The sequence below is a fragment of the Pseudomonas sp. G5001 genome (assembly GCF_013385475.1).
GTDB lineage: Bacteria > Pseudomonadota > Gammaproteobacteria > Pseudomonadales > Pseudomonadaceae > Aquipseudomonas.
In genome coordinates this window covers 15,651-30,440 of sequence record NZ_JACAPZ010000020.1, presented here as the reverse complement: position 1 = coordinate 30,440, position 14,790 = coordinate 15,651, and the positions used below count along the sequence as shown (strand labels likewise).

Sequence of the window (14,790 nt, the reverse complement as noted above, 5' to 3'; positions counted from 1 at the left end):
GTTTGGCGTGACCTATGGTTAAACCTGAAGGTTTAACCAGCGTTGCGCCCGATTAAAACATCCCTGTTTATAAAATAGACTAACGGTGGTCGGCGAACGTTACACGAGGAACAACTCATGCACATTTTGCTGACCGGCGGTACCGGTTTGATCGGCCGTCAACTTTGCCAATACTGGCTTGCCCAGGGCCATCGCCTCACGGTCTGGAGCCGCCATCCCGAACAAGTGGCTAAATTGTGCGGCGCCCAGGTGCGTGGCGTCGCCCGCCTGCAGGACATAAACGAGGCGGTGGACGCGGTGGTCAACCTGGCCGGCGCGCCGATTGCCGACCGGCCCTGGACGCATAAACGCAAGGCGCTGTTGTGGAGCAGCCGTATCGGCCTCACCGAAACCCTGCTGGCCTGGTTTGAGGACCTTGAGCACAAACCGGCGGTGTTGATCTCCGGTTCCGCGGTGGGCTGGTACGGCGACGGCGGTGAGCGCGAGCTGACCGAAGACAGCGGTCCGGTGCAGGACGATTTCGGCAGCCAGCTCTCCATTGCCTGGGAAGAAACCGCCCAGCGTGCCGAGGCATTGGGCATCCGCGTGGTGCTGGTGCGTACCGGGCTGGTGCTGGCGGCGGAGGGCGGCTTTTTGTCGCGGCTGTTGCTGCCGTTCAAACTGGCGCTGGGCGGGCCTATCGGCAATGGTCGGCAGTGGATGCCATGGGTCCATATAAAGGATCAAATCGCCCTGATTGATTTTCTTCTGCACAAGACCGATGCCAGCGGTCCTTATAATGCCTGCGCGCCACACCCGGTACGCAACCTGGAGTTCGCCAAGACCCTGGGCAAGGTGCTGCACCGCCCGGCGTTCATGCCCATGCCGGCGTTTGCCTTGCGTATCGGCCTGGGCGAGTTGTCCGGTTTGTTGCTGGGTGGCCAGCGGGCTTTGCCGCAGCGGCTGTTGGCGGCCGGTTTCACTTTCCAGTTCACTGAGTTGCATGCGGCCCTGGACGACTTGTCCAGCCGCCTCTAGAGATAGGATGTTGCATGACGGATCACGCGTTGTTACTGGTCAACCTGGGTTCACCGGCGTCCACTTCGGTGGCGGATGTGCGCAGCTACCTCAATCAGTTCCTGATGGACCCTTACGTCATTGACCTGCCATGGCCGGTTCGGCGTTTGCTGGTGTCGCTGATCCTGATCAAGCGCCCGGAGCAATCGGCCCATGCCTACGCCTCGATCTGGTGGGACGAAGGCTCGCCGCTGGTAGTTCTTAGCCGTCGCTTGCAACAACAGATGACTGCACAGTGGACCCAGGGGCCGGTGGAGTTGGCCATGCGCTATGGCGAGCCGTCGATTGAAAGCGTACTGACCCGGCTGGCGTCCCAAGGCATCCAGAAAGTGACCCTGGCGCCGTTGTACCCGCAGTTTGCCGACAGCACCGTGACCACGGTAATCGAAGAGGCCCGGCGCGTGGTGCGGCACAAAAAGCTGGCGATCGAGTTTTCGATTCTGCAGCCGTTCTACGATGAACCGGAGTACCTGGATGCCTTGGCCAACAGCGCCAGAGCCTATGTGGAAACGGATTTCGATCACCTCCTGCTGAGCTTTCATGGGTTGCCCGAGCGCCACCTGAAAAAGCTCGACCCTACCGGGCAACACTGCTTCAAGGACGCCAACTGCTGCCAGAACGCCTCTCCCGAGGTGCTTGCCACGTGCTATCGCGCGCAGTGTTTCAGCGTTGCGCGGGATTTTGCCGAGCGCCTTGGCTTGCCGGATGGCAAATGGTCGGTGGCGTTCCAGTCGCGGCTGGGCCGGGCCAAGTGGATCGAACCGTACACCGAGGCACGCCTTGAAGCGTTGGCTCAACAGGGCGTGAAGAAGCTGCTGGTGATGTGCCCGGCGTTTGTTGCGGACTGCATCGAGACACTGGAGGAAATTGGTGATCGCGGCCTGGAGCAATTCCGCGAGGCGGGGGGCGAGGAGTTGGTGTTGGTGCCGTGCCTGAACGATGACCCGCAGTGGGCGGCGGCGCTCAATACCCTGTGTGAAAGAGCGCCGGTCGCGCTGTAATCAAGACGAGTGAGGACTGAATGTGGGAGCGGGCTTGCTCGCGAAGGCGGTGGGTCAGTTAATGAAGATGGCGACTGACACACCGCTTTCGCGAGCAAGCCCGCTCCCACATTGACTGTGCCCACTCTGAATTTTCGGTGTTACTCGTGATGCGGCTCGCCCAGGAAGGTCAGGGAACTGGAAAGAGCGCCGGTTGCACTGTAATCAAGCCGAGTGAGGACTAAATGTGGGAGCGGGCTTGCTCGCGAAGACGGTGGGTCAGTTAATGAAGATAGCGACTGAAACACCGCTTTCGCGAGCAAGCCCGCTCCCACATTGACTGTGCCCACTCTGGATTTGCGGGGTTACTCGTGATGCGGCTCGCCCTGAAAGCTCAGGGAACTGGAAAGAGCGCCGGTTGCACTGTAATCAAGCCGAGTGAGGACTAAATGTGGGAGCGGGCTTGCTCGCGAATACGGTGGGTCAGTTAATGAAGATGGCGACTGACACACCGCTTTCGCGAGCAAGCCCGCTCCCACATTGACTGTGCCCACTTTGGATTTGCGGGGTTACTCGTGATGCGGCTCGCCCAGGAAAGTCAGGGAACTGAACAGTCCGCGAGTCGCGACATCAGCATTGTCTTTGAGCGGGATTTCCACCTGCGCCGCAATCACATTCAATCCTTCATTTCTCACCAGCACCTGGGCGCGACCGTCTTTATCGGTCTCGGTGCTCAGGGTGTTCGGTGCGTTGCGATAGTCTCCGATCAGCTTGACCCCAGCCGCCGGCTTGCCATCCAGCAGCACCCGTACCGGCAGTGATTTACCCGGGCCGACCGTCAGCGGATCAACTTCTGGCAAGATCAGTAGCTTGATCTGATCCAGCTTCGGCACCTTCGCCCCCGGCTGGTAGATCGCCAGGCTGTACTTGAAGGTCTGGGTCGACTCAATCGCCCCCGGCACCTTGCTGCGGCCCTCGTTGATCCACTTCTTGTCAGGCGTCTGTGACCACATCCCGTTATCCAGGGCGACCGCCAATACAGCCGGCGATTTGAGCGGCTTCAGGCGCGCATGGTCGGGCAGACGTTCCACGGTCACCGGGATCATTTTGCCGCCCGCGTCATAAGCCCAGGCGCCGCTGATTTTCTGCGCCTTGAACGCGTTGTCTTCGGCGCCGTGGCCGTAGATCACTTCGATATTGCCGCGCCGTTGTTCGGTCCACAGTCCGTGGGCCGAGACTTGGGTGGCAAACAGCAGGCCGAGCACGGCCAGGGATTTGAAGGCTTGCATGGTGACGTCCTTTTACAGGTTGAGGGTCAGGCTGACGGTGAAGTTGCGCGGCTCGCCGGGATTGACCCAGTAGTTGCTGTAGGAGCGCTCGTAGTACTTTTCATCGAACAGGTTGTTGAGGTTCAGGCCCACGGTGACGTTGTCGCTGGCCTTGTAATGGGCCAGTAAATCGACGGTGTGGTAGGCCGGTAATTCAAAGCTTTTGCCGGCTTCGCCGGAGCGGTCGCCGACGTAGGTAAAGGCCGCGCCGAGGTCGGAGCCGCGCAGCAAGCCGTCCTGGAATTCATACACTCCGAGCAAGCTGGCGCTGCGTTTGGCTACGCCGAGAATCCGGCTGCCAGTGGGGATGGCTTTGTCGCCTTTGGTCACTTCGGCGTCGATGTAGGCAAAGGCGCCGATCACCCGTACGGCGGCAGTCACCTGGCCGGTCAGTTGCAGGTCAAAACCCTGGCTGCGGGCCTTGCCCATGGCGCGCTGTGTGTCGGTAGCCGGGTCCAGGGCCAGGACATTTTCTTTCTCGATATGGAAGGCGGCGAGGGTGGTGCTCAGGCGGTCGTCGAACAGCTCGCTCTTGATCCCGATTTCATACCCCACGCCTTCTTCCGGCTTGAAGGATTTGCCGCCGGCGTCCAGGCCATTGTTGGGTTTGAACGAGGTGGAGGCGTTGGCGAACAGGCCCACTTCAGGCGTCAGTTGGTAGAGCAAGCCGGCGCGTTGGGTCAGGGCGTCGTGGGTCTGCCGGCTTTTGGCATGGTTGCGGCTGAAGTCGTCGGTGCGCTGCTCGAAGTGTTCGAACCGCGCGCCGATCATCCCGCGCAGGCGGTCGGTGAAGATGATCTGGTCCTGCAGGTTCAGCGCCTGGCTTTTCACCTGTTCGAAAAAGTCAGTGCCGGAGCGCTTGCCGTTCGGTTTGGGCTGGCCATAGACCGGGTCATAGATGTCGATGGCGTAATCGCCGCCGGCGATGGCGGTCACCCGTTCTTTCTTGCGGTAGTCCTCGTACTCGGTGCCGATCAGCAATTCGTGCTGCCAACTGCCGATGTCGAACCGACCGCGCAGTTCGAGCTGGGTGATGCTGTCATGCCAACCGGTGGAGCGCTCGCGGTAGCGACGGCTGAGGGTGTGGCCATCGGCATCCAGCGCGCGGTTTTCCGAGGCGTTGCCCCACAGGCTGCCTTGTTTGTAATGGCTGGCCAGGCGCAGTTGCCAGGTATCGTTGAGGTGATGCTCGAGGCTGGCTTGCAGGCGGTTGTTGTGGTTGCGGATATCGCCGTCGTCGGGCTCGCCGAGAAAGGTCGAGCGGGAGACGCCGCTCCAGCGGTTGTTGGGCGCGACGATGCCGCGGTCGAAAGTGGAGCGGTGACGCACGAATTCACTTTCCACCAGCAGGCGGGTGTCCGGGTCCAGTTGCCAACTGATGGAGGGCGCGACGAAGACCCGCCTGGCCTCAACGTGGTCGCGGAAGCTGTGGTTGTCTTCCACCGCCAGGTTGACCCGCGATAACACGTTGCCCTCGCTGTCCAGCGGCGTGTTCACGTCCAGCGCGGTGCGGTAGCGGTCCCAACTGCCGGCGCTGGTCTGCAGTGTGGTGAAGGCCTCGGGCTGCGGCTTTTTGCTGACGATATTCACCGTGCCGCCTGGGTCACCACGGCCATACAGGCTGGCGGCGGGGCCCTTGAGCACCTCGATGCGCTCGATATTCGCCGCGTCCGGCGTGCTCGGGTAACCGCGGTTGGCGCTGAAACCGTCCACGTAAAACTCTGACGTGGTGAAGCCGCGAACGCTGTATTCGTAGAGCGTCAGGCCGCCGAAGTTGTTCTGTTTGGACACGCCGCCGGCAAACTCAAGGGCACGCTCGACGTTGGTGCTGCCCAGGTCGTTGAGTACCGAAGCGGGAATCACGCTGATGGACTGTGGGATATCCCGCAAGGCGGTGTCGGTTTTTGTGGCGCTGGCGGAGCGGGTGGCGCGATAGCCCTTGACCGGGCCGGTGGCTGATTCGTACGCCTCGCTGGTGATGCGGGTGGCTTCCAGTTCAATTGTCGCGGTGTCTTCGGCGTAGGCCGGGTCCACCAGCAAACCCAGGGCGATTCCCGCCAGCGGGGCAAATCTTCGAGACGGCATGATAGAGCGTTCCAATAGCGATATTGAAACAATATAACATGACTAATGAGAATGAATTTCTTTTGAAATATTAGGTAACAGGAGCCCGCGAACGGGCTCCCGAAGCCGTTATTCCTCTTCTTTCACCGGTGCAGGCGGCGGACGCAGGCCGATTTCAGCCGACAGCTTGATTTCCTTGCCATTGCGCATCACCTGGATCGCCACCTTGTCGGTGGGTTTGATCCGCGCCACCTGGTTCATCGACTTGCGACCATCTCCGGCCGGCTCGCCGTCGATGCTGAGGATCACATCCCCCAGTTGCAGGCCGGCTTTCTGCGCCGGGCCGTCGCGGAAGATCCCGGCGACCACGATGCCAGGGCGCCCGGTCAGGCCAAACGACTCGGCCAGTTCCTTGGTCAGCGGCTGGACTTCAATCCCCAGCCAGCCACGAATCACCTGGCCATGCTCGATGATCGACTTCATCACTTCAGTGGCCAGCTTCACCGGAATCGCGAAACCGATGCCTTGGGAGCCGCCGGACTTGGAGAAGATCGCGGTGTTGATGCCGGTCAGGTTGCCGTTGGCATCCACCAGCGCGCCGCCGGAGTTGCCCGGGTTGATCGCCGCGTCGGTCTGGATGAAGTCTTCGTAGCTGTTGAGGCCCAACTGGTTACGCCCGGTGGCGCTGATGATGCCCATGGTCACGGTCTGGCCGACGCCGAACGGGTTGCCGATGGCCAGCGCCACGTCACCTACGCGCAGCCCTTCGGAGCGCCCGATGGTGATCGAGGGCAGGCCTTTCAAATCGATTTTCAGCACCGCGAGGTCGGTTTCCGGGTCGCTGCCGACCACGCGGGCCAGGGTTTCCCGGCCATCACGCAGGGCCACCACAATCTGGTCGGCGCCGGTGGTCACGTGGTTGTTGGTGAGGATGTAGCCTTCCGGGCTCATGATCACACCGGAGCCGAGGCTGGATTCCATGCGCCGCTGCTTGGGCGAGTTGTCGCCGAAATAGCGACGAAACTGTGGGTCTTCAAACAGCGGGTGCGCCGGTTTGTTGATGACCTTGGTGGTGTACAGGTTGACTACGGCGGGGGCGGCGATCACCACCGCATCGGCGTAAGTCACCGGGCCTTGTACCACCGCGCTGGTTTGCGGTGCCTGTTGCAGGTTGACATCAAGGGTCGGCAGGCCGACCAGTTGTGGATAACGCTGAATAATCAGCATCGCGATCAGCACGCCAGCCAACAATGGCCATCCAAAAAAACGCAGTGCCTTGAGCATGAAGAAAAATCCTGACAGGTTGCAGGGGGCGGGAGAGCGCCCATAATGTCGCGCATTATACGAGGCCGTGAGCGCCTCTGAACGGGATATTTAGGAGTCTTTTATGGCCGTTGCCCTGAGCACCTTAGTCGAGGAAGCGGACCGCTACCTTAATAGTGCCAAAATCGCCGATTACTGCCCCAACGGCCTGCAGGTCGAGGGCCGACCGCAAGTGCTGCGCATCGTCAGCGGCGTGACCGCCAGCCAGGCATTGCTGGACGCGGCGGTCGAAGCCCAGGCCGACCTGGTGCTGGTGCACCACGGTTATTTCTGGAAAGGCGAAAGCCCGTGCATCACCGGCATGAAGCAGCGCCGCCTGAAAACCCTGCTCAAGCACGACATCAGCCTGCTGGCCTATCACTTGCCGCTGGACCTGCACCCTGAGGTCGGCAACAACGTGCAACTGGCCCGGCAACTGGACATCACCGTCGAAGGCCCGCTGGACCCGGACAACCTCAAGGTCGTCGGCCTGGTGGGCTCCCTGGCCGAGCCGGCGTCGCCCCGTGATTTTGCCCGCCGCGTGCAGGAAGCCATGGGCCGCGAGCCGCTGCTGATCGAAGGCAGCGAGATGATCCGCCGCGTGGGCTGGTGCACCGGTGGTGGCCAGGGCTATATCGACCAGGCGGTGCTTGCCGGGGTTGACCTGTACCTGAGCGGCGAAGCCTCGGAGCAGACCTTCCACAGCGCCCGGGAAAACGACATCAGCTTTATCGCGGCCGGGCACCATGCCACCGAGCGGTATGGTGTACAGGCGTTGGGTGATTACCTGGCGCGACGCTTCGCCCTCGAACACCTCTTCATCGATTGCCCAAACCCGATCTAACGAACACCACCGGACACATGTGGGAGCGGGCTTGCTCGCGAATGCGGTGCATCAGTCGCCATATGCATTGACTGACACACCGCATTCGCGAGCAAGCCCGCTCCCACATTTGATCGAGTCGAGCCAAACCCAGCGGTATATTGATATACCGTTTCGATCTAGCCAGCCCCCTCAATAGAATCAGGCGCTGTGCTAGCATGCCCCGCTCGAACACGGCCCGCTGGCCGTCCATAAGATCGTTTTTCCGTGAGTAACCATGGTCGACAAACTGACGCATCTGAAACAGCTGGAGGCGGAAAGCATCCACATCATCCGCGAGGTCGCCGCCGAGTTCGATAACCCGGTGATGCTCTACTCGATCGGTAAAGACTCCGCCGTGATGCTGCACCTGGCACGCAAGGCCTTTTTTCCGGGCAAGCTGCCGTTTCCGGTGATGCACGTCGACACCCGCTGGAAATTCCAGGAGATGTACAAGTTCCGCGACAAGATGGTCGAAGAGCTTGGTCTTGAGTTGATCACTCACGTCAACCCGGACGGTGTGGCGCAGGGCATCAACCCGTTCACCCACGGCAGCGCCAAGCACACTGACATCATGAAGACCGAGGGCCTGAAACAGGCGCTCGACAAGTATGGTTTCGATGCTGCATTCGGCGGTGCCCGTCGCGATGAAGAGAAATCCCGTGCCAAAGAGCGCGTGTACTCGTTCCGCGACAGCAAGCACCGCTGGGACCCGAAAAACCAGCGCCCGGAGCTGTGGAACGTCTACAACGGCAACGTCAACAAAGGCGAGTCGATCCGTGTGTTCCCGCTGTCCAACTGGACCGAGCTGGATATCTGGCAGTACATCTACCTGGAAGGCATCCCGATTGTCCCACTGTACTTCGCCGCCGAACGCGAAGTGATCGAGAAGAACGGCACGTTGATCATGATCGACGACGACCGCATCCTCGAGCACCTGTCCGACGAAGACAAAGCCCGAATCGTCAAAAAGAAAGTACGTTTCCGTACCCTTGGCTGCTACCCGTTGACGGGCGCGGTGGAGTCCGAAGCCGAGACGCTGACGGACATCATTCAGGAAATGCTCCTGACGCGAACTTCCGAGCGCCAGGGCCGTGTCATCGACCACGATGGTGCCGGCTCGATGGAAGATAAAAAACGTCAAGGCTATTTCTAAGGGGCTGTCATGTCGCATCAATCTGATTTGATCAGCGAGGACATCCTCGCCTACCTGGGCCAGCACGAGCGCAAGGAAATGTTGCGCTTCCTGACCTGTGGCAACGTCGACGACGGCAAGAGCACCCTGATCGGGCGCCTGCTGCACGACTCCAAGATGATCTACGAGGATCACCTGGAAGCCATCACCCGCGATTCGAAGAAATCCGGCACCACCGGTGACGACATCGACCTGGCGTTGCTGGTCGACGGCCTGCAGGCCGAGCGTGAGCAGGGCATCACCATCGACGTTGCCTACCGCTACTTCTCCACCGCCAAGCGCAAATTCATCATCGCCGACACCCCCGGCCATGAGCAGTACACCCGCAACATGGCCACCGGTGCCTCCACCTGTGACCTGGCGATCATCCTGATCGACGCCCGCTACGGCGTGCAGACCCAGACCCGTCGCCACAGCTTCATCGCCTCGTTGCTGGGCATCAAGCACATCGTGGTGGCCGTCAACAAGATGGACATCAATGGCTTTGACCAAAGCGTATTCGAGTCGATCAAGGCTGATTACCTGAAGTTTGCCGACGGTATCGCGTTCAAGCCGAGCACCCTGGCCTTCGTGCCGATGTCGGCGCTCAAGGGCGACAACGTGGTGAACAAGAGCGAGCGTTCGCCCTGGTACACCGGCCAGTCGCTGATGGAGATCCTCGAGACCGTCGAGATCGCCAACGACCGCAACTACACCGACCTGCGTTTCCCGGTGCAGTACGTCAACCGTCCGAACCTGAACTTCCGTGGTTTTGCCGGCACCCTGGCCAGCGGCATCGTGCACAAGGGCGACGAAGTTGTGGTGCTGCCGTCGGGCAAGAGCAGCCGCGTCAAATCCATCGTCACCTTTGAAGGTGAACTGGAAAACGCAGGTCCCGGCCAGGCCGTGACCCTGACCATGGAAGACGAAATCGACATCTCCCGTGGCGACCTGCTGGTGCATGCCGACAACGTGCCGCAAGTGACCGACGCTTTCGACGCCATGCTGGTGTGGATGGCTGAAGAACCGATGCTGCCGGGCAAGAAATACGACATCAAGCGCGCCACCAGCTACGTGCCGGGTTCTATCACCAGCATTGTGCATCGCGTGGATGTGAACACCCTGGAAGAAGGCCCGGCGAGCGCCTTGCAGTTGAACGAGATTGGCCGGGTCAAGGTCAGCCTCGACACGGTCATCGCCCTGGACGGTTACGCGAGCAACCGCACCACCGGTTCGTTCATCGTCATCGACCGTTTGACCAACGGCACCGTGGCTGCGGGCATGATCATCGCGCCGCCGGTGACCCATGGCAGCGCGGCGCAGCACGGCAAACTGGCTCACGTGGCCACCGAAGAACGCGCCCAGCGCTTCGGCCAGCAACCGGCGACCGTGTTGTTCAGCGGCTTGTCGGGCGCCGGCAAAAGCACCCTGGCCTACGCGGTTGAACGCAAGCTGTTCGACATGGGCCGTGCGGTGTTTGTGCTGGACGGCCAGAACCTGCGCCACGACCTGAACAAGGGCTTGCCGCAGGACCGTGCCGGGCGTACCGAGAACTGGCGTCGTGCCGCGCACGTGGCGCGTCAGTTCAACGAAGCCGGCTTGCTGACGTTGGCGGCGTTTGTTGCCCCGGATGCTGAAGGGCGTGAACAGGCCAAGGCGCTGATCGGCGGTGATCGTTTGCTGACTGTGTACGTGCAGGCTTCGCCGCTGGTGTGTGCCGAGCGTGATCCGCAAGGTTTGTACGCGGCGGGCGGCGATAACATCCCGGGTGAGTCGTTCCCGTATGACGTACCGTTGAATGCGGACCTGGTGATCGACACCCAGGCGTTGTCGCTGGAAGACAGCGTCAAGCAAGTGCTGGAGCTGCTGCGCCAGCGCGGCGCGATCTAAGCTTCACGCGCGCAAAAAAGCCCGCCATGTTGGCGGGCTTTTTTTATGGGGCCTTGGAAACAACTCGGTCAAATGTGGGAGCGGGCTTGCTCGCGAAAGCAGAGTGTCAGCCGCCACATGTATAGGTTGGCACACCGCATTCGCGAGCAAGCCCGCTCCCACATTTTGATCAGCGACTGGCGGGATAATCTGTGTGCAATTTGGCGAGCAGCACATCCTTCTCTTCCCACAACCGGTTGATCCAGCCCTGGAACGCCAACCGATATTCCCCATCCTGCTCATAATTCTTGCCGATAAACTCGGCCGGAATCTGCACCTCTTCAAACTGCACGACAACGTCCTTCACATTCCCGCACAGCAAATCCCAATAACCGGGGCGCCCACCAGGATAGTGAATGGTCACGTTCACCAGCGACTTCAGCTGTTCACCCATGGCATCCAGCACAAAGGCAATGCCGCCGGCCTTGGGCTTGAGCAGGTAGCGAAACGGTGACTTTTGCTGTGCATGCTTGCCCGGGGTAAACCGCGTGCCTTCGGCAAAGTTGAAAATGCCCACCGGGTTGTGGCGAAACTTCGCGCAGGTCTTGCGGGTAGTTTCCAGGTCCTTGCCTTTCTTTTCCGGGTGCTTTTCCAGGTACGCCTTGGTGTAGCGCTTCATGAACGGGAAGCCCAGTGTCCACCACGCCAAGCCAATCACCGGGACCCAGATCAACTCTTGCTTGAGGAAGAACTTCAGCGGGCGAATGCGCCGGTTGAGCACGTATTGCAGCACCATGATATCGACCCAGCTCTGGTGGTTACTGGTCACCAGGTACGAGTGTTCATAGTCCAGGCCTTCCAGGCCCTTCAGGTGCCAACGGGTGCGACACACCAGGTTCATCCAGGCCTTGTTGTTGCTGATCCAGGCCTCGTGGGTCTGGTTCATCAGCCATTCGCTGAAGCGCTTGGCAAACGGCAGCGCCTTGAACAGCGCCACGATAAACAGGAACGAGCACAGCAAAATCGTATTCAACGCCAGCAACAGCGAGGCGATCACCCCGCGCACAGCGGCAGGTAGAAAATCCAGCATTTAGACATCCATAGGTCGGTTGGCGGCTTGAATCGCGGTCAATGCGATCGTGTACACGATGTCGTCCACCTGCGCCCCGCGGGGCAGGTCGTTCACCGGTTTGCGCAGGCCTTGCAGCATTGGGCCCAGGCTGACGCAATCGGCACTGCGCTGCACGGCCTTGTGGGTGGTGTTGCCGGTGTTGAGATCCGGGAACACGAACACCGTGGCCTTGCCCGCCACCAGGCTGTTGGGCGCCAGTTGCCGGGCCACGCTTTCGTTGGCGGCGGCGTCGTACTGCAACGGGCCGTCGATCAGCAGCGAGCTTTGGGCTTCGTGGGCGAGCAGGGTGGCTTCGCGGACCTTCTCGACCTCCTCGCCCGTGGCCGAATCACCGCTGGAGTAACTGATCATCGCCACCCGTGGCGTGATACCGAATGCGGCGGCCGAGTCGGCGCTTTGCAGGGCGATTTCCGCCAGCTCCGCCGCGCTGGGGTGCGGGTTCATCACGCAGTCGCCGTATACCAGCACTTGCTCGGGGAACAGCATGAAAAACACCGACGAGACCAGGGTGCAGCCCGGCGCGGTCTTGATCAGTTGGAGGGCCGGGCGAATGGTATTGGCAGTGGAGTGGATGACGCCGGAGACCAGGCCGTCCACTTCATCCAGGGCGAGCATCATGGTGGCGATCACCACGGTGTCTTCCAGTTGCTGCTCGGCCATCGGCGCGTTGAGGCTTTTGGTTTTGCGCAGGGCCACCATCGGTTCCACGTAGCGCTGGCGAATCAGGTCGGGGTCGAGAATCTCCAGGCCTTCGGGCAGCTCGATGCCATGGGCGCGGGCTACGGCTTCCACGTCGGCCGGCTTGGCCAACAGTACGCAACGGGCGATCCCGCGTGCCTGGCAGATGGCGGCGGCCTGCACGGTCAGCGGCTCGCTGCCTTCGGGCAACACGATGCGCTTGTTGGCCGCCTGGGCGCGCTGGATCAGTTGATAACGGAACACCGCCGGCGACAGGCGCATCTCCCGCGGCGTGCCGCAGCGTTGGTGCAGCCAGCGGGCGTCGAGGTGGCTGGCGACGAAGTCGGTGATGATCTCCGCACGTTCGCGGTCATCAATCGGGATTTCCTTGTTCAGGCTGTTGAGCTGGTTGGCGGTGTCATACGAGCCGGTGCTCACCGACAACACCGGCAGCCCGGCCTGGAACGCGCCACGGCACAGGTCCATGATCCGTGGGTCGGGCAGGGTGTCACTGGTCAGCAACAGGCCCGCCAGCGGCACGCCATTGATGGCGGCCAGGCTGACGGCGAGGATGATGTCGTCGCGGTCGCCGGGTGTCACCACCAATACGCCGGGCTTGAGCAGCTCCACGGTGTTGCGCATGGTACGGGCGCAGATGATGATCTTGGTCATGCGCCGGGTTTCGTAATCACCGGCATTGAGGATCTGCGCGCCCATCAGGTCGGCCACGTCGCGGGTGCGCGGGGCGTTGAGTTCCGGTTGGTAGGGAATGCAGCCCAACAGGCGGAAATCGCCGCTGCGCAACAGAGGCGAATGCTCTTTGAGCCGCGCCGAGAAGGCTTCCATGCTTTCGTCGGTGCGCACCTTGTTGAGGATCACACCCAGCACTTTTGGATCTTTCGGGCCGCCGAACAGCTGGGCCTGCAATTCCACGCGGCCGGAGAGTTCGGTCAGCACTTCGTTTTCCGGAGCCGAGACCAGGATCACCTCGGCGTCCAGGCTCTTGGCCAGGTGCAGGTTGACCCGGGCCGCATAGCTGGCGCTGCGGGTCGGCACCATGCCTTCGACGATCAGCACGTCCTTGCCTACGGCGGCTTGCTGGTAAAGGGTGATGATTTCTTCCAGCAGCTCGTCGAGCTGGCCGTCGCCGAGCATCCGTTCGACATGGGCCAGGCCCAGAGGCTGGGGCGGTTTCAGGCCGTGGGTGCGGGCGACCAGCTCGGTGGAGCGCTCGGGGCCGGTGTCGCCGGGGTGCGGCTGGGCAATCGGTTTGAAGAAGCCGACTTTCAGCCCGGCCCGTTCAAGGGTGCGCACCAGCCCAAGGCTGATGGAGGTCAGACCCACACCAAAATCGGTGGGCGCGATAAAAAAAGTCTGCATGCGAATTCTCTGGAGGTGCATGGCTTCGGTGGCGGCCTATGGCTGGCTGCCTACCGGGAATCAGGTGCCAAGGTTATCTTTATCTGAGCCTTGCGCACACCAGCCGCACGTAAAGGGCTTGTCTATTTTTTCAAGGCGTTGCGCCGGGTCCGTGACCCAGGCCCGGGATTGCCAGGGTGGCTGGTGGCGCAGGTGCTGGGTGTGGCCGCAGGAAAGCTCGACGACCCAGTGCCGGTCTTCGTCCTGGTGAAATCCGACGACCGTCGGGTCAGTTGTTCGACCCCGTCCGTCCGGGTTGTGTTCGCTTTCGGGCAAATCCTTGTTTAGACTTGTCCGTTCTTCATTCTTCTGCAAAAGGTCTCGCCCCATGCCGATCGCCGCCAATAAGGCTGTCTCCATTGACTATACCCTGACCAACGACGCTGGTGAGGTCATCGACAGTTCTGCCGGCGGCGCGCCGCTGGTCTACCTGCAAGGTGCAGGTAACATCATCCCGGGCCTGGAAAAGGCCCTGGAAGGCAAAGAGGTCGGTGACGAACTGACCGTTGCCGTAGAACCTGAAGATGCCTACGGCGAATACGCTGCCGAACTGGTCAGCACCCTGAGCCGCAGCATGTTCGAAGGTGTCGACGAGCTGGAAGTGGGCATGCAGTTCCACGCTTCCGCTCCGGACGGCCAGATGCAAATCGTCACCATCCGTGACCTGGACGGCGACGACGTGACCGTCGACGGCAACCACCCGCTGGCTGGCCAGCGCCTGAACTTCCAGGTGAAGATCGTCGCTATCCGTGACGCTTCCCAGGAAGAAGTGGCCCACGGCCACGTGCACGGCGAAGGTGGTCACCACCATTAATTGACTGAGCGACGCTCTGTCAGTTGGAAAAAGGCGCCTTCGGGCGCCTTTTTCATTTGGCGGCTATTCTTGCCGACTTGGCGGCTGTAATCTCGAATGGCCGTTACGAAGA

12 protein-coding genes are annotated in these 14,790 nt (G+C 61.2%); 6 read left to right on the top strand and 6 right to left on the bottom strand.

The features are described 5' to 3' along the window. Positions 1-117: 117 nt before the first annotated feature. Together HX805_RS18140 and hemH are read left to right on the top strand one after the other, a co-directional pair. The gene (locus tag HX805_RS18140; protein ID WP_177117144.1) at positions 118-1,017 is read left to right on the top strand and encodes a TIGR01777 family oxidoreductase; all 900 of its coding nucleotides are present in this window, start codon (positions 118-120) and stop codon (positions 1,015-1,017) included. A 14-nt stretch (positions 1,018-1,031) separates the two neighbouring features. Then, positions 1,032-2,057, top strand: a complete 1,026-nt coding sequence (gene hemH / locus HX805_RS18135) for a ferrochelatase (RefSeq protein ID WP_177117143.1) — start codon at positions 1,032-1,034, stop codon at positions 2,055-2,057. Positions 2,058-2,605: 548 nt separating this feature from the next. On the opposite strand, the gene HX805_RS18130 is transcribed toward hemH, so the two are convergent. From HX805_RS18130 to algW, 3 genes are all read right to left on the bottom strand, one after another. Then, the gene (locus tag HX805_RS18130) at positions 2,606-3,325 is read right to left on the bottom strand and encodes a DUF4198 domain-containing protein (protein ID WP_177117142.1); all 720 of its coding nucleotides are present in this window, start codon (positions 3,323-3,325) and stop codon (positions 2,606-2,608) included. Positions 3,326-3,337: 12 nt separating this feature from the next. After that, on the bottom strand, positions 3,338-5,449 hold the full coding sequence (locus tag HX805_RS18125; RefSeq protein WP_177117141.1) for a TonB-dependent siderophore receptor: 2,112 nt from the start codon (positions 5,447-5,449) through the stop codon (positions 3,338-3,340). A 108-nt stretch (positions 5,450-5,557) separates the two neighbouring features. After that, the gene (algW, locus tag HX805_RS18120) at positions 5,558-6,712 is read right to left on the bottom strand and encodes a Do family serine endopeptidase AlgW (protein ID WP_003208442.1); all 1,155 of its coding nucleotides are present in this window, start codon (positions 6,710-6,712) and stop codon (positions 5,558-5,560) included. A gap of 103 nt (positions 6,713-6,815) precedes the next feature. Between algW and HX805_RS18115 the strand changes: the two genes are divergently transcribed. The 3 genes from HX805_RS18115 (at position 6,816) to cysN (ending at position 10,656) form a co-directional block, all read left to right on the top strand. Further along, the gene (locus tag HX805_RS18115; RefSeq protein ID WP_003208444.1) at positions 6,816-7,574 is read left to right on the top strand and encodes a Nif3-like dinuclear metal center hexameric protein; all 759 of its coding nucleotides are present in this window, start codon (positions 6,816-6,818) and stop codon (positions 7,572-7,574) included. A 256-nt stretch (positions 7,575-7,830) separates the two neighbouring features. Continuing rightward, positions 7,831-8,748: a sulfate adenylyltransferase subunit CysD gene (gene cysD, locus HX805_RS18110; protein WP_003208447.1), complete on the top strand. Its 918-nt coding sequence runs from the start codon at positions 7,831-7,833 to the stop codon at positions 8,746-8,748. A 9-nt stretch (positions 8,749-8,757) separates the two neighbouring features. After that, positions 8,758-10,656: a sulfate adenylyltransferase subunit CysN gene (gene cysN / locus HX805_RS18105; protein WP_008432291.1), complete on the top strand. Its 1,899-nt coding sequence runs from the start codon at positions 8,758-8,760 to the stop codon at positions 10,654-10,656. 169 nt (positions 10,657-10,825) lie between these two features. Here cysN and HX805_RS18100 read toward each other — a convergent pair whose 3' ends face one another. From HX805_RS18100 to HX805_RS18090, 3 genes are read right to left on the bottom strand one after another with little or no spacing between them, the layout of a single operon-like run. Further along, positions 10,826-11,725: an acyltransferase gene (locus tag HX805_RS18100; RefSeq protein WP_177117140.1), complete on the bottom strand. Its 900-nt coding sequence runs from the start codon at positions 11,723-11,725 to the stop codon at positions 10,826-10,828. Further along, a complete protein-coding gene (gene pta, locus HX805_RS18095) occupies positions 11,726-13,825 on the bottom strand; it encodes a phosphate acetyltransferase (RefSeq protein WP_003208454.1) in 2,100 nt (699 codons plus the stop codon). Positions 13,826-13,885: 60 nt separating this feature from the next. Beyond that, a complete protein-coding gene (locus HX805_RS18090) occupies positions 13,886-14,224 on the bottom strand; it encodes a DUF3565 domain-containing protein (protein ID WP_003208456.1) in 339 nt (112 codons plus the stop codon). On the opposite strand from HX805_RS18090, the gene HX805_RS18085 reads away from it, so the two are divergent. Further along, positions 14,193-14,678: a peptidylprolyl isomerase gene (locus HX805_RS18085; RefSeq protein WP_003208457.1), complete on the top strand. Its 486-nt coding sequence runs from the start codon at positions 14,193-14,195 to the stop codon at positions 14,676-14,678. The genes HX805_RS18090 and HX805_RS18085 overlap by 32 nt on opposite strands. Positions 14,679-14,790: the final 112 nt, after the last annotated feature.

What these genes read in the sequence shown, in the direction of transcription:
- HX805_RS18140 (WP_177117144.1), top strand. Translation starts at nt 118, where the DNA reads ATGCACATTTTGCTGACCGGCGGTACCGGTTTGATCGGCCGTCAACTT.
- hemH (WP_177117143.1), top strand. Translation starts at nt 1,032, where the DNA reads ATGACGGATCACGCGTTGTTACTGGTCAACCTGGGTTCACCGGCGTCC.
- HX805_RS18130 (WP_177117142.1), bottom strand. Translation starts at nt 3,325, where the DNA reads ATGCAAGCCTTCAAATCCCTGGCCGTGCTCGGCCTGCTGTTTGCCACC.
- HX805_RS18125 (WP_177117141.1), bottom strand. Translation starts at nt 5,449, where the DNA reads ATGCCGTCTCGAAGATTTGCCCCGCTGGCGGGAATCGCCCTGGGTTTG.
- algW (WP_003208442.1), bottom strand. Translation starts at nt 6,712, where the DNA reads ATGCTCAAGGCACTGCGTTTTTTTGGATGGCCATTGTTGGCTGGCGTG.
- HX805_RS18115 (WP_003208444.1), top strand. Translation starts at nt 6,816, where the DNA reads ATGGCCGTTGCCCTGAGCACCTTAGTCGAGGAAGCGGACCGCTACCTT.
- cysD (WP_003208447.1), top strand. Translation starts at nt 7,831, where the DNA reads ATGGTCGACAAACTGACGCATCTGAAACAGCTGGAGGCGGAAAGCATC.
- cysN (WP_008432291.1), top strand. Translation starts at nt 8,758, where the DNA reads ATGTCGCATCAATCTGATTTGATCAGCGAGGACATCCTCGCCTACCTG.
- HX805_RS18100 (WP_177117140.1), bottom strand. Translation starts at nt 11,725, where the DNA reads ATGCTGGATTTTCTACCTGCCGCTGTGCGCGGGGTGATCGCCTCGCTG.
- pta (WP_003208454.1), bottom strand. Translation starts at nt 13,825, where the DNA reads ATGCAGACTTTTTTTATCGCGCCCACCGATTTTGGTGTGGGTCTGACC.
- HX805_RS18085 (WP_003208457.1), top strand. Translation starts at nt 14,193, where the DNA reads ATGCCGATCGCCGCCAATAAGGCTGTCTCCATTGACTATACCCTGACC.
- HX805_RS18090 (WP_003208456.1), bottom strand. Translation starts at nt 14,224, where the DNA reads ATGGAGACAGCCTTATTGGCGGCGATCGGCATGGGGCGAGACCTTTTG.